The following is a 19,666-nucleotide window of genomic DNA, read 5'->3' on the forward strand; positions in this document are numbered from 1 at the left end:
ATCAGGGCTGGTCGGCGACCTGCGTGCCGTAACCGGGATTATCCTTTTCCAGCGGCGCGCGTTGCGCGGCGGCCTCTTCGTTTGCCGCCTCGGCGACGGTTGCCGCGTCCGCATCCGTCGTTTCGCTCGCCGCGTCGCCGCCCCACAGCGGCGGCGGCGTCTGCAGATTGCCGCGTATGCCGCAGCCCGATAATATCAGGCTGGACGCAATCAGAAGCAGGACGGCAAGGAGGCGGGTCATCCGTCTGCCATAAGGCCTCCGTACGCAGCCGTCGAGTCGCAAAGCCGTGAAGGTCATAAAGGTGCGGATGAGGATTATTTCATTTTTATTGCGACCGAGCCTCGGTCACAGACGGCGCATGAAACCGATCCGTCTCACCCTCATTGCCGCACTCTGTCTCAGCTCTGCAAATGCCTTCGCCGACGAGGCAGAGACAGACGCGCCGAAAGCCATGGGACCGGAATATTGCTTCCCCGCCGCAGGCATTCAGGAAACACTGGCCAAGTTCGACAGTCTGAAAGACAAAAAACGGGACACGGTCGGGCCCGAAATCGCTATTTCTCTGGAGATGGAAGAGGGTGAGAACCCGCCGGAGCGAATCGAAATTCGCGACGAGGCTGGCGTCATGCCGGTTACTTTCGACGACTATCATCGCACGCACAATCTGACCGATCAGCTGCGCGATGCCTCCTTGGCGGCGGAGCTTTGTGTGGTCGATCCCGACCGGGCCGGACGCCTGCCGACAGAGCGCGGCTACGCCTTCAATGTCGGCATGGGCGTGCGATTCAAACGCACGAACGGCACGCATATGATGGCCGAAATTGAAGACGGGCTGAAGGATGGCCGCTCGCACTACAAGAAAATGGTCGGGGCCATGGGCTTCATGGTACCGAAATTCGATCATGTCGCCATATCGGGACGGGATGATGCCAATCCGCCCCGTGTCTGGGCCACAGCCGACGGGGCCGATCTGGGCGAGCCGGCCTTCGAACTTTATGACGGGGCCCGTATGATCCATATCGACACGCTGGAAGATATGGGCGCGGACGGCCTGCGGATCGAAGGCGATTATTACCGGATGAGCCCGAGCCCGGACGCCAAGACTGTCGCCCGCTTTGCAGGTGGCGACTAGGGCTGCTTCAAATCAGCGAATTCGTCCCAATCCGCCTGCAGCGCCTCCAGGTTCTGGGGTAGATCATACGGGTTGGTCGCGAGCCAGAGCTTGAAATCCATGCCTGTAAACAGCGCGGATGCAATATCCGCCAGGATTGACGGCCGACCGCTGCGGTCTTCCAGATAATCGCCGAAGATCAGGGCCTGCGCGTAAAAGACCAGCACTCGGTCACCCCCCGACGCCGCGACGAACTGTTCGGCGTCCTTCCCGCTCAATGTGATTACACGGCTGGTCTTGCGTGATGTTTTGCCTGTCGATTCTTTTTCCCCTGTCGATCCTTTTTTGCCTGTCGATTCCCCGGGCGCGTTTACTGCATGTGTTTTGGGGCCATCGGCCTCTGCCTGCACTATCCGTGACTGATCGGCCAAGGCGCGCGCAACGGCTGCACTGGGATGCTCCATCGTGAGGAACTCGGACAAGGCAATGGCAGCGTCAGGCATGGCTCCTCGGAAAAATTCGCGGCGGCGTGATTTGAGCTCCACCCCCTCCAGCGACACGGCAACCGCTTCGTCGAGCCAGTCCGGAGCCCAGCCGCCATAGGCATGCTGGACAAGGTCAACATCGGTTTGGTGGAATTGATGGATGAACCATTTATGCCCGAGTTCATGAGCCAGCACGCTGGTGTTGCGCGCATCAGTGCCAGACTGGCCGACCTGTGCAAGTGCCGCTGACAGGGCCGCCTGTCGCACTGCGTCAGGTTGGCCCATAAGCTGCGCCTCGATCTGCGACCGGATGGTGGCCTCACGCAGCGCCGCGCGTTGACGGGCGGTGATCCACGGCATCAGTGTGACATAACCATTCGCCGCTAGCTGAGCTTGCAGCTCCGGGCTGATCACCCCGCCCGGCACAATGATGGTCGCTGGCGGGTAAACGCCAAAGCGCGCCGTGTAATTGTCCGCCGCCCGCCGCGCCTGTCGTGTCAGCGTTTCCGCCTCACCGGTCTCTGTTGATAGCGTGGCGAAGTTCTGCACCGCGGCGCATGGCAATGATGGATGCGGGCAGTTCACGCCCACGGCGCCAGACGCACAGGCCGATAAAAGGGCGCTCAGGGAGACGGCGGAAAGAAGAGCGCGAAGCGGTAAAGAGACGATCATGTCCACCGCATAGATTTCGACTACACATGTAGTCAACAACAAAGACTACAAATGTAGTCTTTGTCCTATTTTTATCGCCCGACAATCAGGGTTGCGCCTTCGACGGCTTCGACGCGCAGCAGATCGCCCGCCTCCGCCGTGCCGCCCGACAGGCGAGCCGACCACTGCGTGTCGCCGACCTGCACCCGGCCTTCAATGCCGGTGAAGTCCGCCACGGCCCGGACCTGTCGTCCGATCATGGCCAAGCCCGGATCGTTCAAATCCGAGGGCTCGCCGCCCTTGACCAGCCTTTGCAGATGGGTCCGCCCCAGCACCAGCGTCGTGATCGAGAGCAGGAAGAAGAGCAGCATCTGCATTTCCCAGCCCAGACCTGGCGCGATGAAGAGCAGGATACCGACGAATAGAGCCGACGCGGCGGGCCAGAGCAGATAGGTCGAGCCGGTCAGCAGCTCGATACCGAGCAGGACAACACCCAGTATCAGCCAGTGCCACGCCGTCAGTTGAGAGAGAAGTTCGACCACCGCCTACTCCTTCCCGCTATCAATCAGCTTTTGAAGACCCGCCATGGTGCCGGCCAGCGCACCCAGCTCCGCCGGGACGATCAGCGTCTTCTGGTTCGGGCTGGTGGCCAGCTTTTCGAACGCCTTTACATAGTCCTGAGCGACAAAGTAGTTGATCGCATTGACGTCGCCTTCGGCGATAGCCTGGCTGACCATGGTCGTCGCCTTGGCTTCGGCTTCGGCTTCACGCTCGCGCGCTTCGGCGTCGAGGAAGGCCGATTCGCGACGACCTTCGGCCTCGCGCACGGCAGACTCCTTTTCGCCCTCGGCGCGCAGAATCTGGCTCTGCTTGCGGCCTTCGGCTTCGAGGATTTCAGCGCGCTTTTCGCGTTCGGCTTTCATCTGCTTGTTCATCGCCTGCGTGATGTCGTGCGGTGGCGACAGGTCCTTGATCTCGATGCGGGTCACTTTCGTGCCCCATGTATCGGTCGCCTGATCGATCACGGTCAGCAGCTTGGCATTGATCTCGTCGCGGCGCGACAGCACCTCGTCCAGATCCATGGAGCCGACCACGGTCCGTACATTGGTGAGGCAGAGATTCTGGATCGCATGGTCGAGATCATTGACCTCATAGGCGGCCTTGCGCGGATCCAGCACCTGGATGAACACCACCGCGTCCGCCGTCACCATGGCATTATCCTTGGTGATCACGTCCTGACTCGGCACATCGATTACGCGCTCGCGCATATTCACCTTGTGACCGATGCGCTGATAGAAAGGGATCAGGAAGGTCAGGCCAGGTTTCAGTGTGCGGGTATAACGCCCGAAACTCTCGACCGTATATTCCCAGCCCTGCCGCACGACAGTGACGGCGCGCAGCACGAAGAAGAGGATCAAGCCGACCAGCAGCAGAACAAGTATCTGACCAATTTCCATTATAGACCTTTCATCATGTTTGAGGGTTTTGCCTAGAGATTGTCGAGTACATGCTCGGCTGAGCTGACCTGAAATTCGCCGGGGCCTTCGACGAAAAGCTGTTCGACTTTGCCGTCATTGACGATCATGGCATAGCGCTGCGAGCGCGTGCCCATGCCGAAACCGGACGCATCGAGCTCCAGCCCGACGGATTTGGCAAATTCGCCATTGCCGTCCGCCAGCATGACGACGTCGCCAGCGTCCTGTTCCTTGCCCCAGGCATCCATGACGAAGACGTCATTGACCGATGTGCAGGCAATGGTGTCCACGCCCTTGGCCTTGATCGCGGCCCCATGTTCCTTGAAGCCGGGCAGATGCTTGGCCGAACAGGTCGGCGTATAGGCACCCGGCACAGCGAACAGGACGACGCGTTTACCGCTGAACAGATCGGCGCTCGGCATCGGCGCGGGACCGTCCTCGCCCATCGTCATGAAGGTCGCATCGGGTACGGATTGTCCGGTTTCGATTGTCATGGTCATACTCATCTTTCGCAGTCTCACCGCCAGGCCGCTTATGATCATGCCTGCGGTTAATTATCGTTGTTCGATAAGTCTGCCACGCCAGATCGCCCGGCGCAATTCTTGAAATTCCGGGAAAACGCCCCATATGCTCCGGGATGGGCAAAGACAGCGATTATACGAGCTATAGCGGTCACTATCTGATCGCGACCCCGGCCATGGGCGATCCACGCTTTCGCCAGACCGTGATCTTTCTCTGCGCCCATGATGCCTCTGGCGCGATGGGTCTGATCATCAATCGCGGCAAACAGGATCTCGTCATTTCCGACCTGCTCGACCATGTCGGGGTTAGCGGCGATGTCCGCGTCGCCGACGCGCCCGTGCTCGATGGCGGCCCCGTCGATATCGACCGGGGGTTCGTGCTGCATTCGGCGGACTGGTTCCGCGAAGACAGCTCGATGAAAGTGTCCGATACGCTCAGCCTGACCTCGACCAAGGATGTTCTGGAAGCGCTGGTGACAGAATCCGCGCCTGAAAAAGCCATGCTGGCGGTCGGTTATGCCGGCTGGGGTCCCGGACAGCTGGAAGCGGAAATCGCGGACAATGCCTGGCTTGTCGTCGGCGGCGACGAAACCCTCGTCTTTGCTGACGATCTCGACGGGAAATGGGCACAAGCGCTTGCCCGCATGGGGATCAGTCCCGAACAGCTCTCGGCCTTTGGCGGATCGGCCTGAAGTCGCAGCTAGCGACAGGAAAACTGCCCGTCAGAGCCATCCGTGCCCGGATCGGGTTGGCACAGATCGGGCCAGCCCAATGTCTGCCACAGCATGACCAGTTCCTGTTCGTCGGCAAAAGCCGGGAAGTCCGGATGGCGTCTTAATTGTGTAGCCCCTTCATTGTAGGGGTTCCAAATGCCGGTCCAAGCGGGAAGCGCGTATCCAGGTGCCAGCGGGTAAAATTCGAAAAACAGGTCGGGGGCTCCGAAGTCGATGAATAATGCCAGCAGAATAATGTCGATCCGGGAGGTGTCATATCGTGCCAGCCCTTCAGCGAGCGTCAGTACCTTTTGTCGGGCATCGGCATCTCCGAGCCATCGGGCGTGTCCATAGAGGGCCCATAATTCTTCCGTCATAAGGCTTGAGAACTGCCGTCCGAACGCCTCATATCCGGCCATATGCATATCAAAAGCGTCTTGCGACCGACCTTCCGCAGCGGCGATTTCCGCATGTAAAAACGCAGCCGCGCCGTAATCGAGCGCCTGGGCACGATCCGCATAGACGCGCGCCTGATCGAACGCGCCCTGATACAGATGTATGAAGCCCAGATTATAGAGTACGTCACCGCGCAGAGGGTCCAAGCGCTCTGCATCCTGTAGCGAAGTTTTTGCCTCGGAAGCCTTTCCCAGCACTAACTCGGTCAGGCCGTTATTGCTCGTGTAGACCAGAGTTTCGAAAAAGTCGTCCCCGAGCCTATTGGTGCCCTCGATGGCTGTTGCATAATTGCCTTGCTGCCAGTCCGCGCTGAGTAAGTAGAAACGCGCCGTCGCATTGTCGGGGTCATGGCCAAGCGCACGCAAACTGGCCCTGCGTGACGCAGCCAGATCATCGTCGAAATCGCTGTCGCTGACATAGCCGGTGCGGGCCAGATAGGCGCGGGCAATGTGAATCCAGGCTTCGGTAAAATCCGGGTCAAGCGCGGCAGATCTTTCGAAAAACGCAATGCTTCTGTCGATGGATCCGTCACCCCACAGATCATAGAGCGACTCACGGCCTTGCAGGAAGAGATCGTAGGCCTCGACATTGTCAGTCAACTGTTTGGCAATGCGTGTGTCCGGTGTGACGTTCAGAACGCCTTGCAGTTCTTCCGATATGGCGCGGGAAATCGTGTCCTGCAATTCGAAGACATTTTCCAGCGTGCCATTATAGGAGTCGGACCAGATCTGAACCCCGTCGGCGGCATCCAGCAGGGTTGCCGTGATCCGGACACGGTCGCCCTGTTTACGCACTGACCCCTCAAGAATATGCGCGACGCCGAGCGCACGACCGACGTCGGGAATGGCGTCGTCCCGGCCGCGGAAAGCGAAGGAGGATGTGCGGCCAATCACGCGCAAGTCCGGAATATTGGCGAGCGCGTTGAGTATTTCTTCCGCCATGCCATCCGAGAAATATTGCTGATCGCCCGTCGCACTCATGTCGCTGAAGGGCAGAACGGCAATCGATGTACCGGATAGGCGCTCCGCATTGTCAGCCGGAGTGGCGACGATACTGCCCACAGACTGACGAGACAGGAGCCACCCACTCACCATCAGAACGCCAATGATAAGTAGTCCGATCAGAATGACGATATCAGGACCATAGCGAGGTCGGGGTATGTCGCCAGACTCTCCAGCGCCCTCAGCGCGTCTGATCCCGTCCGGCGTGACGTCGAGAGCCCATGCGAGAACCAGTGCGACGGGGAAGCCCGCGATGAGGAGAACGGCTGCAGAACTGTCCAGCCAATCCGGCAGGTTGAGGGCCGGTGTCATCACGGAAATGACCTGCATGGCGAGCCAGCCCGCAACCAGATAGAGGCCGGCCACCCGCAAGACGCGACGTCGTCTCAGTTCCGAGAGAAATGACTGCAAGAAGGGTCTCCGTTTGAACAACCCTACCATGTCAGGAGAAAGGCGCCAGCCCTCTCATGATTGGGGTTCACGCAGCGAAGTGACGCATTCGCTGGGCCGATCGGACCGTACCCATTATGCGTCCCGGTCACAGGGTTGCATGGAGACAGGGTTGGACGCCCTATCAGCGCCAGGTGCGACTGAATGTTACGCGCGTGAAATTTTACCTCGTCAAACCGGAATATGGGATTATGAAAGTTTAGTGAGTGATTCCGACCCCAAATTCTGCGTCCTGCTGATTGACGACGATCCTTTCGAGGCCCGGACGGTCAACCGGATTTTCGGTGCGCTGACCGATGCCCCGTTCTATATCGCCTATGTTCAGAAATGCAGCGAGGCGATCGCCCTGCTCGATCACCGCCGGTTTGACCTCGTCCTGCTCGACAATCGTCTGTCGGAACGGATTTCGGCGCGCTTTTCCGTGCCAATCATCAAGGCCGCCATTGGACGTGCGCCACTGGCCATCATTTCCAGCGATACCTCGCCGACCTATCTGCAGGATCCGGCCACGCTCGGAGTCGATTTTATCGTCGACAAGTCCGAGATGATCACCTTCCTCAAATCACAGCTTGGCGGTCTGCTGCATGGTGATGGGCAGCCCGTCCCCGCCTGAGGCCGGGTTCCGCGTCCTGTAGCGGCCAGTCGACCCACCAGCCTGTTAGCCTGCCTGCACGTCGGAACCACCACAGGGTCTGACGCGATGTCCCGACACCGTTAAATCTTTATTAGCGTCTCCCCCGCAACTTTTATTCAGTTTAAATGATTTGGGCGGGCGTGAGATGGCTATCAAGGCGAACCGATTTTCCGTCCTGGTCATCGATGACGATCCTTATGAGACCCAATTCGTGGAACGGGCCCTGGCACTGTCATCGTCGATCGATGGCCATGTCACCGCCGCAGCCGACTTTGCCGACGCGATGGCGCATCTTTCAGACCGCCGCTTCGATTTGATCCTGCTCGATAATCGTCTGACACGGCGATTATCCGCTTTGCAAACGGTTCCGGCCATCAATACGATCCGCGGGACCATGCCCTTGGCCGTGCTGACTGCCGACACCTCCCCGCACTATCTGATCTGCCCCGAAAGTCTGGGCGTCGATTATATTGTCGACAAGATCGATCTGATCAAATTCATGCGTAGCTTCGCGGCGCGCAGCCTGATCGGAATTACCTGCAACGCCTGTGAATTTGAGGGCATGCCGTCCTGCCCGAAAAATGGCGGGTTGGCCTATCCCGTCCCGATCGGGCGAGAGGCAGCGCGCCTGTCCCTGTTCGAAAACCGGACGTCGCTCGCCCTCTGAGCCCGGCCGTCAATTCGGGTCTCCTCTTGCGTGAGCGCAGGCGACTTTACGCGCAGACCTGAAACTGACGACGGTTAGACGTTTGCGCGCGCGGTCGCATCCTCTATGGCGCCACCATGACTTCGACAGATCTGCTTATCATCGGTGGCGGCATCAACGGTACGGCCATCGCGCGGGACGCAGCGGGACGCGGCCTGTCGGTGATCTTGTGCGAAAAGGACGACCTCGCGCGGCATACAAGCTCGGCCTCCACCAAACTGATTCATGGAGGACTACGCTATCTGGAATATTACGAATTCCGTCTGGTTCGCGAAGCGCTGATCGAGCGCGAAGTGCTGCTGCGGTCCGCGCCGCACATCATCCGGCCCATGCGTTTCGTCCTGCCTTATGATCAGGGGCAGCGTCCGCAATGGATGTTGCGACTGGGTCTGTTTCTTTATGACAATCTGGGCGGGCGGGAGCTTCTGCCAGGCACCAAGACGGTCAATCTGCACAAGGCGCCGCATGATCAGGTGCTGGAGCCGCGTCTGAAAACCGGTTTCGAATATTCCGACTGCTGGGTCGAGGATGCGCGGCTGGTCGTGCTGAACGCCATAGATGCCGCCAATCGCGGAGCGGATATCCGCGTCGGTACGGCGGTCACGGCCCTGTCCCCGCATAAGGACGGCTACCGGGCAACCCTGTCCGACGGCGCGACGATTACCGCGCGCGGCATCGTGAATGCGGCGGGCCCATGGGTCGATGAGGTGCTGTTCAAGATCAAGCGCGACAGGAACGAGGCCGGGCTGCGCCTGATCAAGGGCAGTCACATCGTCACGAAACGTCTCTTCCCCGGCGACCATGCCTATATGTTCCAGAATGCCGACAACCGCATCATCTTCGCCATTCCCTATGAAGGCGACTACACGCTGATCGGCACGACAGACGTCCCGTGGGAGGCCGCGCCCGGCCCGATGGATATTTCGCCCGAAGAAGTGGACTATCTCTGCAAGGCGGCGTCGGAATATTTCGCCCAGGATATTCACGCGAGCGATGTGGTGTGGAGCTATGCCGGTGTGCGCCCGCTTTATGATGACAAGTCCGAGAATGCTTCTGCCGTGACGCGCGACTATGTGCTCGATATTGATGAGTTCTCAGCAGCCCCGGACGGTGTCGAAACGACGGATGAAGGGCGACCTGTCCTGTCCATCTATGGCGGCAAGATTACAACCTCGCGCAAGCTCGCCGAACATGCGCTGCAGAAGCTCTCGCCCTATTACGCGGAGGCGAGCGGCGACTGGACATCGGAGGCGCAACTGCCCGGAGGCGACATTCCGGCGGATGACTTTGAAGGTTTCTTCACGACGCAGGCCGCGCGCTACCCGGACGTTCCCGCCGACATTCTGCGCCATCTCTGCCGGGCCTATGGCACGCGGATCACCCTGATATTGGGACAGGGGCCCAAGACGGATCTGGGTCTGCATTTCGGCGCCCAGCTGACGGAAGCCGAGGCTCGCTATCTTTGCAATCATGAATGGGCGCGCCGTGCCGAAGACATTCTCTATCGACGGACCAAGCAGGGATTGCACCTGAGCGCGCCTGAAAAACAGGTCTTTATAAACTGGTTTAACCAGCTTGCAGAGCTGTAACATACAATCTCGGAACATCCTTGCGATCTTTCCGTTAGTTTGGGGCAACTGACAGAAAAGAAAGGATTTTCAAATGGATATCACAAATACACCGACACCCGGCGTTCTTACCAAAGAAGACACGATCGAGGAGCTGAACGATGTGACGCGCCTTATGATCGACAGCTTCAAAGGCTACCGCGAAGCCGCTGACGAAGCTGACGATAATTGGGCGCTGAAGAACGAATTCGACCAACGCGCCGAAGCGCGCTCGCGTCATATTGCATCGATTCAAAACTATGTCCGCGAACTGGGCGGCGAGCCATCAACGCATGGTACGGCGCGTGGTGCCGTCCACCGTGGCTGGATGAACTTCGCCAACATGTTCCGCGATGACGAAAAAGGTGCCATCGAATCCGTCGAAAACGGCGAGAGCTTCCTGGCCAACCGTATCGAAGACTGTCTGCAGGACGGTCAACTGGACGCGACGGGTCAGCAGCTACTGCAGACGGCTCATGCCGATGTCTGCGCTGCGGCCAACTATTACGACCGTATCGACGGCTAAGTCCGTCAACGGCCCCGTCCGGCCGTTAATGATCAAGCCCGTTCCGCTCATCGCGGGGCGGGCTTTTTCATGCGGGACAGGGCTGAATGCGCGTTCAGCGACACTGGCTGTTGGCGCCCTAACAGGCTGGACCCTAAAACAGGCCGGGTCTGAGCACGCGAACGTCGGAAATATTGACGATACCGATCCGGCGATCGAGCAGCTTCAGCATGGTCTGCAAGGCTGGCTTCAGCACATCTTCATCGCCGATGCAGATCAGCACCACCATATCGGTCGCTTCGGAAAGGTCCGTGCCGCGCGACCAGCGCGTCTGCCCGCCAAAACCGCTCATGGCGGGAACGACGGTCCAGCCCGTCGCGCCGGCATCTCGCAGCAGGTCTTCGGCGCGGCGCAGCGCCGGGCTCTCGATAATCAGCTCGAGGCGCAGCTTCTTATTATCGTCGTGACTGAACGGCATGATGGCAGGCTCCCTATCCGCTGAGCATGGAGGCGACGGCGATGTAGAGCGGGATACCGATCGCGATGTTGAAAGGGAAAGTCACGCCGAGCGAGAGGGTCAGATAGACGGACGGGTCGGATTCCGGCAGCGCAAGCCGCATTGCCGCCGGAACCGCAATATAGGACGCTGACGCCGACAGGACCATCAGCAGAGCCTTGTCCCCCGGTGGCAGGCCGATCAGCGTTCCAATCAGGGCGGCGATCACGGCACCGATGAGGGGCATGTAGAGACCGAAGGCGATCGGCGCGAGTCCGAGCTTCCGCCAGCCCCGTCGCAAGCCACGCCCGGCATTCAGCCCCATATCAAGCATGAACAGGCAGAGGATGCCTTGGAACGGGGCGGTAAAGAAGGCGGACAGGCGTTCATAGCCCTCTTCGCCGGCCACGGCCCCGATGATCAGCGCGCCGATCAGCACCACGATGGAGGCGTTCAGCAGCACTTCGCGCGCCAACTCGCCCTTATCACGCGCGACATCGTCCGCAGCATCGTTACGGGCGCCACGCATGGCAAGCCAGAGCGCCGTGATGATAGCTGGCGTTTCCATGATCGCCGCGACAGCCACCAGATAGCCGGAAGACGGGATGCCCGCGATCCGCAAGGCGTCGATCGCGGCTACGAAAGTTACGATTGAGATCGATCCGTAATGACCGGCGGTCGCGGCAGCGTCCGTCTTGGACAGACCGCTGGTCACACGCAGCGCGGCATAGGCGATGAAGGGAAGACCGAAGGAGAGCACGGTAGCGGCGCCGAACACGGCGAAGACCTGCCCGTCCAAGGCGGTCTTGCTCATCTCCACCCCGCCCTTGAGGCCGATCGCCATCATCAGATAGATGGCCAGACCCTTGGCGAAACTCTGCGGCACGGACATGGGGGATCGCAGCAAGGCCGCAAACAGGCCCAGGGCGAAAAACATCACCACGGGCGAGAACAGCGTATCAAGCGCGTTCATGGCTGCGGGCGGCCCTATTCTTCTTCTGGGCTCGGATGGGCCGGGGCGCGCCGCAGCCGCATCAGATCGTCGGGTTCGCCGACCAGCGCCACGACATCACCGTCCATCAGTTCATTGTCGGCGGTAGCGATCATGGTCTTGTCCCCCCGTTCGATCAGCGCGACAACGACATCTCCCATCCCCGTCAGTTCGCCGACCGTCTTGCCCAACTGCGCCTTCAGGCGCGGCAGCTGGGCCACGGGAACATGCAGGAAGTGATCATCGCGGACAAGAACATCGTTGAGCTCGGCTTCCGACTGGGCCGACAGCCAGCGCCGCTCGAACCCTTCGCCTTGCACGATTTCAGCCAAGTGTCCGGCAATCCGCATATCCAGCCCGGCGGGCTTGTCTGGCGACAGCAGCACCATCAGCGTATGCACATCGTCCTGATCGTCGAGCGCCATCTCCAGACGGGCCTTGGGACCGAAGCGGAAAATGAACAGTTCCGGCTCCTTCACGCGGCTATCGACATAGCGCGTCAGCCGGACGCCGTCGCTGATCGGGCGGAAGTGCGGCTCGAAACTGGCCAGAACGGCACGGGTCGTTTCCGCATCGATATCGTAGCGGGCTTCGCCTTCCGTCGCCATCAGGGTTGATAACTGCTCGAAGTCATACCGCCCGTAGCGGAAATCCGTCACCAGAGAGCGTGCGATCACGGCCTCATAGGACAGGTTCTGAGCCTGCGTACGATCATTGATGATCGTCATCAGCTCATGCTCCAGCCCTTCATAGGCATTGCGTCCCAGACGTTCATGAACATGGAAGATCGCCCCGCGCCGGTCGACCCGTTTGGACGCATAGAAATTGTACCAGACGACACACAGGATCACCATCATCCCGGTAAAGGCGATCGCCATTGTTCCCATTTCGATGATCAGCCAGAAGCCGATCAGAATACCGGCAATCGGCATCCACGGATAGAGCGGCACCTTGAAACCGGGCTTGTAGGTCGAAATCCCGGATTCGCGCATCACCATGACGGCTGCGCAGACCAGCATGAATAGTAGAAGCTGAAACGCCGAAGCCAGTTTGGCAACAGATGCTACATCGAAGATGGCGATGACGGCGATCATGAAGGCTACGGTCATCAGGATGGAGATGGTTGGGGTCTTGAAGCGACCAAGCTCCGCCAGCTTTTCAGGCACGAGCCGGTCTTTCGCCATGGCGTAGGGATAGCGCGACGCACTCATGATCCCTGCATTGCCCGTCGAGGCGAAGGCCGCGATCGCAGCGACGACAATCAATATGACGCCCAGATCGAACGGCCAGTCGCCCATGAAGACGCGGCCCGCATCGGCGATCGGCGTCAAGCTCCCGAACAGGGCTTCACCGGGCAGGATCTTGATCAGCACGACGGTGCCGAGCGTGTAGAGGATGGTGGCCGTGGCAAGGCTGAGCGTCATGCCCAGTGGAATGTTGCGATCGGGGTTTTGCACTTCTTCGGCGACGGAGGCGACCTTGGTCAGGCCTGCATAGGAGACGAAGACCAGACCGATGGTGGAGACGAAACCGACAAAGCCGTTGCGGAAGAAATCACCGTAATTCGGATCGAACACGATCAGCGAGCCGTTCTTTTCCAGCGCGGCCTTGAGCCCCAGCAGGGTGAAGCCGACCAGAATGGCGACCAGCGTCGTCACCAGCACGCGCTGCAACGTCGTGGTTTCCTTGGCTCCGGCAATATTGACCGCCCCGAACGCCACAGCCAGAACCATGGCCGTGATCGAGAAGGGCAAGTCCAGATAGAGACCGAGATAGGCCCCCATCCCGACCAGGGCGAAAGCGGATTTGAACACGACCGCAATCCAGGATCCCAGCCCCCCGATTGTGCCCATGAGCGGGCCCATGGCGCGGTCGAGGAAATAGTAGGTCCCCCCCGCCTTGGGCATGGCGGTCGACAGTTCCGCCATACAGTACATGGCCGGCATGATCAGGAAACCGGCAAAGAAATAGGCAAGAAAGACGGAGTTCCCCGTCGCCGCCGCCGCAATGCCGGGCAGCAGGAAAAGCCCTGAGCTGAACATGGCGCCAGTCGACATCGCATAGACGTCGAACAGCTTCAGATTCTTGGCGAGAGTCTTTTCCTCACCCGCATCGCCGGACGTATCGGCGGGCTGGACTGTTTCCGCGAGAGTGGTCATATGGGCTCCTGACGCGGTGGTTACGCGAAATGTCTACGCGGGACCGCGCGATGAGGATGCTTTGACGTCTTCGCTCAGATCCTCGACAGCGTCGATGATCGTGTCGTCATCCGTCGGGGCCGCCTTGCAGAACATGCGCAGCAGGAAGAAACCCAGCAGACCCGAAGCGATCGATCCCATCAGAACGCCCAGCCGGACGCCGTTGAGCAGTTCCGGATCGTCGAAGGCCAGCGTGCCGATGAAGAGCGACATGGTGAAACCCACACCGGTCAGGCAGGCGACGCCGTAGACCATCGGCCAGTTCGCGCCTTCCGGCAATTTGGCGAGCTTCAGCTTCACCGCCAGATAGGACAGCAGGAACACACCGATCTGCTTACCGAAGAACAGACCCAGCGCGATGCCCAGTGGAATCGGCGACAACAGATCCGCAAAGGACAGGCCACCGAGCGAGACGCCCGCATTAGCGAAGGCAAACAGAGGCAGGATCAGGAAAGCGACCCAGATATGCAGCCCGTGTTCGGCCCGACTGAGCGGTGACGGCGTTTCGGGATCAGGGCGAGCCAGCGGGATCGCCAGAGCCGTGATGACGCCGGCCAGTGTCGCATGGACGCCAGACTTCAGAACAGCAGCCCAGACGAACACGCCGATCAGCGCATAGGGCAGGATACGCATGACCCGCATCCGGTTCAGAGCAAACAGGGCCACGGTGCCGATCGCCGCCCAGGACAGGGCGATCAGACTGAGATTTTCCGTATAGAACAGCGCAATGATGATGATCGCCGCCAGATCGTCGATAATGGCAACCGCCAGCAGAAAGATTTTCAACGAAGCCGGAACGCGCGGGCCCAGCAGCGCAATAATGCCGAGCGCAAAGGCGATGTCCGTCGCCGCCGGGATGGCCCAGCCATCGATCGTCACCGGGTTGGAATAGTTGAAGGCGAGGTAGACCAGCGCGGGCGCCACGATCCCGCCGACAGCGGCGAAGAGCGGCAGAGAGGCCTTGTCCATGGACGACAATTCGCCGTCCAGCACTTCACGTTTAATCTCAAGCCCGACCAGGAAGAAGAAGATCGCCATCAGCCCGTCATTGATCCAGAGCAGGAACGGCTTCTGAATGATGAAGTCACCGAACTGGACCTTTACCGTCGTGTCGAGAATGCCCGTATAGCCGGATGAGAGCAGCGAATTATTCGCGATGAGCGCCAGAAGCGCCATGAACATCAGCACGATACCGCCCGACGCTTCCATATGGATGAAATCCATCGCCCGTTCACGGATGGAGCGCGGTGCGTAACGCCCCGGCCCCGGTTTTCTGGCTTGTGCGGATTCAGTCATTTTGCTCTCGCTTATGGCGAAAAGTTATCATGAGCCGCCTAATCGATACGGGCGTCAGGCGAAACACGAAACTTAACGAATGTTGTCGAATATCGAGGAAATGACCCGGCTCTTGCTCCGGGTCAAAACTCTGTCTCCCAGATCGAATGTGTCGCGCTGACCCGCATCCGTCCCGAAAAGAAACCGCGCCCGGAAGGGGACCGGGCGCGGCCTGGGGATACCATAGGGATATAAGGGTGGCGGATAGGCCGTTAGGGCGACCCATCCACCATTCGTTTCAGTGCGACCGTCCGCTCAGATACGGTCTGTTCAGATGCCCTCTGCTCAGGCCGCAGCACCGATCAGCATGACCAGACCGACAAGCGTCAGTTCGGCGCGGCCTTTCCAGAGTGCGGAACGGATACGGCTCATTGCGAACTCCTTATCGCCACGTGCGATGAACGAACGGGTCACGGTTCAGGGCGTTGATGGGCGAAGGCTCCGTCACACGAATGGGAATGCGTGCTGGAATGACTTCGCCCGCCGGACAGAAAGAACCGATCGCCTCAGTCAATTTTTGAAATCGGACAAACGGCATCAGCCGGAACATTTTCAACTCCTTGGGTCTCATTCATTGAAATAGGGATCAGATGACGTTAGGGAAAAGATAAGTATCGAATAGATTTTATAGTCAGACCCTATGAAACCCACTTTGCGGCAATTGCAATATCTTGTGGCCATCGACGAAGCCGGCACGTTTTCCGGCGCAGCGAAGCTCGCCCATGTGTCGCAACCCAGCCTGTCGACGCAGCTGCGCGATATGGAAGACGTGCTCGGAACCACCCTGGTCGAGCGCGGCCGCGGCGGCGCGCCGCTGACCCCGATCGGGCTCGAACTGGCCGGACGGGCGCGGATCATATTACGCGACATGGACGCGTTCCGGACACTGGCGCGCGAGGCCGGGCAGACATTGGCAGGCCGGATCCGGCTCGGCACGCTGCCCTCGATCGGGCCCTATCTGCTGCCGATCGCGGTGCGTCGCCTGCACCGTCTCTATCCGGATCTGCGCATCGTGGTGCGGGAAGAGCGCACGCTGGATCTTCAGACCCATCTCGAAGATGGGCGTCTGGATGTCGTCATTTCTACCCCGGAGGATCACGCAGCTATGCGGCACATGAAGCTGTTCCGCGAGAAGCTCTATATCGGTGTCGCGCCGGATGATCCTCTGGCGCAGGATAAAGGGCCCGTCAGCCTGCATGATTTGTCGGGCCGCGATCTGCTGACGCTCGGCTATGGTCACAAATTATCGGTTGTCGTCGGACGCATCGCCGAGATCGCCGGGGCTCAGATCAGTTCGGAATATGAAGGAACCAGTCTCGACGCCGTGCGCCAGATGGCGGCCATGGGTGGATCTGTCGCTATCCTCCCCAGTCTCTATACGCGCTCCGAAGCGCGTGATGATCCGGGACTCGTCATTCGCCGCATCGATGCCGGCGAAGCCCTGCGCGATATTTCCCTGATCTGGCGGCCGACATCGCCCCTGTCCGCCAAGTTCCAGACCATCGGCCATATCCTGTCCAGCGCCGCGGAAGATCTGCTGCTGACCGACTCAGGCCTGCCGGATGATCCGGCCGTGATCGCCTAACGCAAAACCTATACGCCCTATAACTTGGCAAGTCGAAATCTGCGAAACATTATAGGCGTTCCATATATCTGCTGATCCCTGCAAGGAGACCCATTATGACAAATCCATTCCGCGTCGCCAGTTTCGCGGTCGCGCTCGCGCTCACCACGGCTCCCGCCGCACTGGCCGCTGACAGTGTCGGGTTCGTGACACTGGCGCAGGTCGATGCCGATAATGTAGCGCTGTTTGTCGATACTGAGACGACCTTGCCCGATGTCGGCGCGCTGATGAACGACACCGATATCGCCGCGTTGAAGCGGGCCATGGCCGGGTCCGGTTTTGACGGTACGTTCGGCGCGCAGAAAACCTTTTACGGGATCGGCACTTTCAAGGCGGTCACCGTGATCGGGACCGGTGACGAGCCGCTATCCCGCCGTCAGCTGCATGATCTGGGCGGCCATACTTCGAACGTTCCGGGTGATGAGACATTGGCAGTCATTCTGGGCGAGCTTGATACGACTGCCACGCGCCCCGGCGCGGAAATCGCGCTCGGCTACGGCCTCGGTGACTATTCGTTCCGGACCTACAAAACAGGGATGACAGGCGTGAAAGGCGAGGTCTCCCCGCCCAATGACGACCGCAAGGTCATGATCGTCGGTACGGATGCCGACGCCGACAGGGCCATGATGGAGCGCGACTATGATGCGCTCGTGGCGGGCGTGACCCTGACCCGCGACATGGGCACGGAGCCCGGCATGGCGATCTATCCGGAATCCTTCGTCAGCCGTGTGCGCGCCGAAGCGCGGGGCATATCCAATCTGCGCGTCACGGTCCTGGAATTGCGCGATTTGCAACGTGAAGGCATGGGCGGCATTCTGGGCGTCGGCCAAGGCTCGGTCCATGATCCGCGTCTGATGATCCTGGACTATCGCGGCGGCGATGCAGGCGACGCCCCGATCGCGCTTGTCGGCAAGGGCATCACGTTTGACACGGGCGGTATCAGCCTGAAACCTAATACGGGCCAGTGGCTGATGAAGTCGGATCTGTCGGGCGCGGCAGCCGTCGCAGGGACCGTGTTGGCCACGGCCAAGCGCGGGGCCGATGTGAATGTCGTCGGCGTGATGCCGCTGGCCGAGAATATGCCGGGCAGTCGTGCCATTCGTCCGGGGGATGTGCTAACCACCTATAATGGCACGACCATCGAGGTGATGAGCACGGATGCGGAAGGCCGCCTCCTGCTGGCCGACGCCGTGGCCTATGCGCAGGACAAATATGATCCCGAACTACTGATCAATATCGCAACGCTGACGGGCTCTGCCGCTCGTGCCATGGGCGATGAATATGGTGCCATGATCACGCGCGACTGGGATCTGGCAGAGACCATGATGGATGTGGGCGCGCGCGCGGGCGAGGATGTCTGGCCGCTGCCGCTGCATCCGAACCATTTCAAGCAGATCCATTCCGATATTGCCGACATCAAGTCGACAGCCGGCAACCCCGGTGCATCGATCGGGGCCGCCGTTGTCGGCACATTTGTCGATGACGATCAGCCCTGGGTCCATCTGGATATTGCCGGTGTCGACTGGCTGGATAGCGGGACGCCGACAACGCCCAAGGGCCATGCCGGCTGGGGCGTGCGCTTCATGGACCAGGTGATCCGGGACCATGAGGCCGGCAAGTAGGCGCCCCGTCACGACATGGATAAAGTCAATCGGTTCCGGCCGGTTGACCCTTTGAACAGGCGCGGCGCGGGCCGCCCTAAGGGTTATTTTAACCGACCGCCTTCATGGTCCCTGCACCATGTTCGCCCGATGCACCATTCTTGCCGCCCTGATCGCGGCTGGCAGCGCTGGAACCGCGCAGGCCAGGATCGATTGCGACAGTATCGATGCGGTCTGGAATTCGGCGGCGATCGTGCGACAGCTGCAGACCAGTACCGACGACGTCATCTATCAGCGTAACCTGCTGCGCCTGGAAATGCTGATTGCCGAAATGAGCCAACCCAATAATCCGCTAGGCGGCGCCGCGCCGGAAGATCAGGCTAAGATCGGCGAATATGCCGTCACGCTCGAAGCGGCACTGGCCGCTGCCAGAAGCGGGCGCCGCGACATGGCATCGACCCTGTTCGGCAACAGCCTCAGCCCCGCCTTCGCCCGCAGTCTGGCAACGCTGGATGAGGACGGCGACTGCAGCCAAGTCGAATTCGACTCCACCTTTCAGGCCGATCAGTTCATGGCGGCCACGCCGATGGCGGGGGATGACAATATTCGCGAGATCAAGCTGACGCCCGGCTCGCTGGCCGGATCGGGCGAGGCGCTGGCAGACCAGCAGCGCACACTGCCTTCCGTGGATGGCTATCAGGGACCGCGATTCCGCCCAGGCGTTCTGTTCAAGGGCGACCTCGCCGTGTTTTTCGGCATGATCCTCGCTCTGCTGGCGCTGCCGGCCTTCATCTATTGGCGGCGCTGGGCGGCCAACTATCAGACCCGCGAAGCCCGGCGCGTCCTGCAGAGCCCGGCCAGCGTCCTTCTTGATCAGACGCGACGCGACATGATCATCGTCGACATTTCGATGAATGGCATGAAGCTCGACCATGGCGGCGCGATCAACTCCCATAAACGGCTGAACGTCCAACTCGCAGGTCGCTGGATCCTCGGCCATATACGCTGGCAGAATGCCAGCTATGCCGGAATCCAGTTCGACCGACCGATCGATCCCGACACGTTGAGTGCCGTTATGGGAGCCGGTCAAAACGCCTGACTGTCA

20 protein-coding genes are annotated in these 19,666 nt (G+C 60.1%); 9 read left to right on the forward strand and 11 right to left on the reverse strand.

Annotated features, from left to right (window positions below; translation table 11 throughout):
• Nucleotide 1 precedes the first annotated feature (1 nt).
• A complete protein-coding gene (gene lptM, locus AB6B39_RS00370; RefSeq protein WP_284372032.1) occupies nt 2-241 on the reverse strand; it encodes an LPS translocon maturation chaperone LptM in 240 nt (79 codons plus the stop codon).
• Between the two features lie 118 nt (nt 242-359).
• Between lptM and AB6B39_RS00375 the strand changes: the two genes are divergently transcribed.
• Nucleotides 360-1,133 (forward strand): hypothetical protein, encoded by a 774-nt coding sequence (locus AB6B39_RS00375; RefSeq protein ID WP_284372029.1) that lies wholly within the window; start codon nt 360-362, stop codon nt 1,131-1,133.
• On the opposite strand, the gene AB6B39_RS00380 is transcribed toward AB6B39_RS00375, so the two are convergent.
• The 4 genes from AB6B39_RS00380 to AB6B39_RS00395 all read right to left on the reverse strand — a co-directional run bounded on the left by AB6B39_RS00380 (nt 1,130) and on the right by AB6B39_RS00395 (nt 4,217).
• The gene (locus AB6B39_RS00380; RefSeq protein WP_284372027.1) at nt 1,130-2,269 is read right to left on the reverse strand and encodes a hypothetical protein; all 1,140 of its coding nucleotides are present in this window, start codon (nt 2,267-2,269) and stop codon (nt 1,130-1,132) included. The two genes, AB6B39_RS00375 and AB6B39_RS00380, sit on opposite strands and share 4 nt — an antisense overlap.
• A 71-nt stretch (nt 2,270-2,340) precedes the next feature.
• Nucleotides 2,341-2,790, reverse strand: coding sequence for an NfeD family protein (locus tag AB6B39_RS00385; RefSeq protein ID WP_284372025.1), 450 nt, complete (start codon nt 2,788-2,790; stop codon nt 2,341-2,343).
• A gap of 3 nt (nt 2,791-2,793) precedes the next feature.
• Nucleotides 2,794-3,705, reverse strand: a complete 912-nt coding sequence (locus AB6B39_RS00390) for an SPFH domain-containing protein (protein WP_284372023.1) — start codon at nt 3,703-3,705, stop codon at nt 2,794-2,796.
• Between the two features lie 32 nt (nt 3,706-3,737).
• Nucleotides 3,738-4,217 carry a peroxiredoxin gene (locus tag AB6B39_RS00395; RefSeq protein ID WP_284372020.1) on the reverse strand — a complete coding sequence of 160 codons (480 nt, stop codon included), beginning with the start codon at nt 4,215-4,217 and terminating at the stop codon, nt 3,738-3,740.
• A gap of 143 nt (nt 4,218-4,360) precedes the next feature.
• Here AB6B39_RS00395 and AB6B39_RS00400 point away from each other — a divergent pair, with 143 nt between their 5' ends.
• Nucleotides 4,361-4,936, forward strand: coding sequence for a YqgE/AlgH family protein (locus AB6B39_RS00400; RefSeq protein WP_284372018.1), 576 nt, complete (start codon nt 4,361-4,363; stop codon nt 4,934-4,936).
• A gap of 8 nt (nt 4,937-4,944) precedes the next feature.
• On the opposite strand, the gene AB6B39_RS00405 is transcribed toward AB6B39_RS00400, so the two are convergent.
• A complete protein-coding gene (locus AB6B39_RS00405; RefSeq protein WP_284372016.1) occupies nt 4,945-6,825 on the reverse strand; it encodes a hypothetical protein in 1,881 nt (626 codons plus the stop codon).
• Between the two features lie 241 nt (nt 6,826-7,066).
• Between AB6B39_RS00405 and AB6B39_RS00410 the strand changes: the two genes are divergently transcribed.
• The 4 genes from AB6B39_RS00410 to AB6B39_RS00425 all read left to right on the forward strand — a co-directional run bounded on the left by AB6B39_RS00410 (nt 7,067) and on the right by AB6B39_RS00425 (nt 10,337).
• Entirely contained in the window at nt 7,067-7,477 is a 411-nt protein-coding gene (locus AB6B39_RS00410) for a response regulator (protein WP_284372014.1), read from the forward strand.
• A gap of 166 nt (nt 7,478-7,643) precedes the next feature.
• Nucleotides 7,644-8,165, forward strand: a complete 522-nt coding sequence (locus AB6B39_RS00415) for a response regulator (protein ID WP_284372012.1) — start codon at nt 7,644-7,646, stop codon at nt 8,163-8,165.
• A gap of 116 nt (nt 8,166-8,281) precedes the next feature.
• The gene (locus tag AB6B39_RS00420; RefSeq protein ID WP_284372010.1) at nt 8,282-9,793 is read left to right on the forward strand and encodes a glycerol-3-phosphate dehydrogenase; all 1,512 of its coding nucleotides are present in this window, start codon (nt 8,282-8,284) and stop codon (nt 9,791-9,793) included.
• A gap of 73 nt (nt 9,794-9,866) precedes the next feature.
• A complete protein-coding gene (locus AB6B39_RS00425) occupies nt 9,867-10,337 on the forward strand; it encodes a ferritin-like domain-containing protein (RefSeq protein ID WP_284372008.1) in 471 nt (156 codons plus the stop codon).
• A 133-nt stretch (nt 10,338-10,470) separates the two neighbouring features.
• Here the strand turns inward: AB6B39_RS00425 and AB6B39_RS00430 are convergent, their stop codons facing one another.
• The 5 genes from AB6B39_RS00430 to AB6B39_RS00450 form a co-directional block, all read right to left on the reverse strand.
• On the reverse strand, nt 10,471-10,794 hold the full coding sequence (locus AB6B39_RS00430; RefSeq protein ID WP_284372006.1) for a DUF190 domain-containing protein: 324 nt from the start codon (nt 10,792-10,794) through the stop codon (nt 10,471-10,473).
• A gap of 13 nt (nt 10,795-10,807) precedes the next feature.
• Nucleotides 10,808-11,785: a sodium-dependent bicarbonate transport family permease gene (locus tag AB6B39_RS00435; RefSeq protein ID WP_284372004.1), complete on the reverse strand. Its 978-nt coding sequence runs from the start codon at nt 11,783-11,785 to the stop codon at nt 10,808-10,810.
• A gap of 14 nt (nt 11,786-11,799) precedes the next feature.
• Nucleotides 11,800-13,962, reverse strand: coding sequence for an amino acid permease (locus AB6B39_RS00440; RefSeq protein WP_284372001.1), 2,163 nt, complete (start codon nt 13,960-13,962; stop codon nt 11,800-11,802).
• A 33-nt stretch (nt 13,963-13,995) separates the two neighbouring features.
• A complete protein-coding gene (gene nhaA / locus AB6B39_RS00445; RefSeq protein WP_284371999.1) occupies nt 13,996-15,297 on the reverse strand; it encodes a Na+/H+ antiporter NhaA in 1,302 nt (433 codons plus the stop codon).
• Nucleotides 15,298-15,621: 324 nt separating this feature from the next.
• Nucleotides 15,622-15,750, reverse strand: coding sequence for a hypothetical protein (locus AB6B39_RS00450; protein WP_284371997.1), 129 nt, complete (start codon nt 15,748-15,750; stop codon nt 15,622-15,624).
• A 226-nt stretch (nt 15,751-15,976) separates the two neighbouring features.
• Between AB6B39_RS00450 and AB6B39_RS00455 the strand changes: the two genes are divergently transcribed.
• From AB6B39_RS00455 to AB6B39_RS00465, 3 genes are all read left to right on the forward strand, one after another.
• A complete protein-coding gene (locus AB6B39_RS00455) occupies nt 15,977-16,921 on the forward strand; it encodes a hydrogen peroxide-inducible genes activator (RefSeq protein ID WP_284371995.1) in 945 nt (314 codons plus the stop codon).
• A gap of 95 nt (nt 16,922-17,016) precedes the next feature.
• Nucleotides 17,017-18,582 (forward strand): leucyl aminopeptidase family protein, encoded by a 1,566-nt coding sequence (locus AB6B39_RS00460; RefSeq protein ID WP_284371989.1) that lies wholly within the window; start codon nt 17,017-17,019, stop codon nt 18,580-18,582.
• Nucleotides 18,583-18,700: 118 nt separating this feature from the next.
• Nucleotides 18,701-19,660 carry a PilZ domain-containing protein gene (locus tag AB6B39_RS00465; protein ID WP_284371987.1) on the forward strand — a complete coding sequence of 320 codons (960 nt, stop codon included), beginning with the start codon at nt 18,701-18,703 and terminating at the stop codon, nt 19,658-19,660.
• Nucleotides 19,661-19,666 lie beyond the last annotated feature (6 nt).

This window comes from Algimonas porphyrae (assembly GCF_041429795.1).
Classification (GTDB): Bacteria; Pseudomonadota; Alphaproteobacteria; order Caulobacterales; family Maricaulaceae; genus Litorimonas; species Litorimonas porphyrae.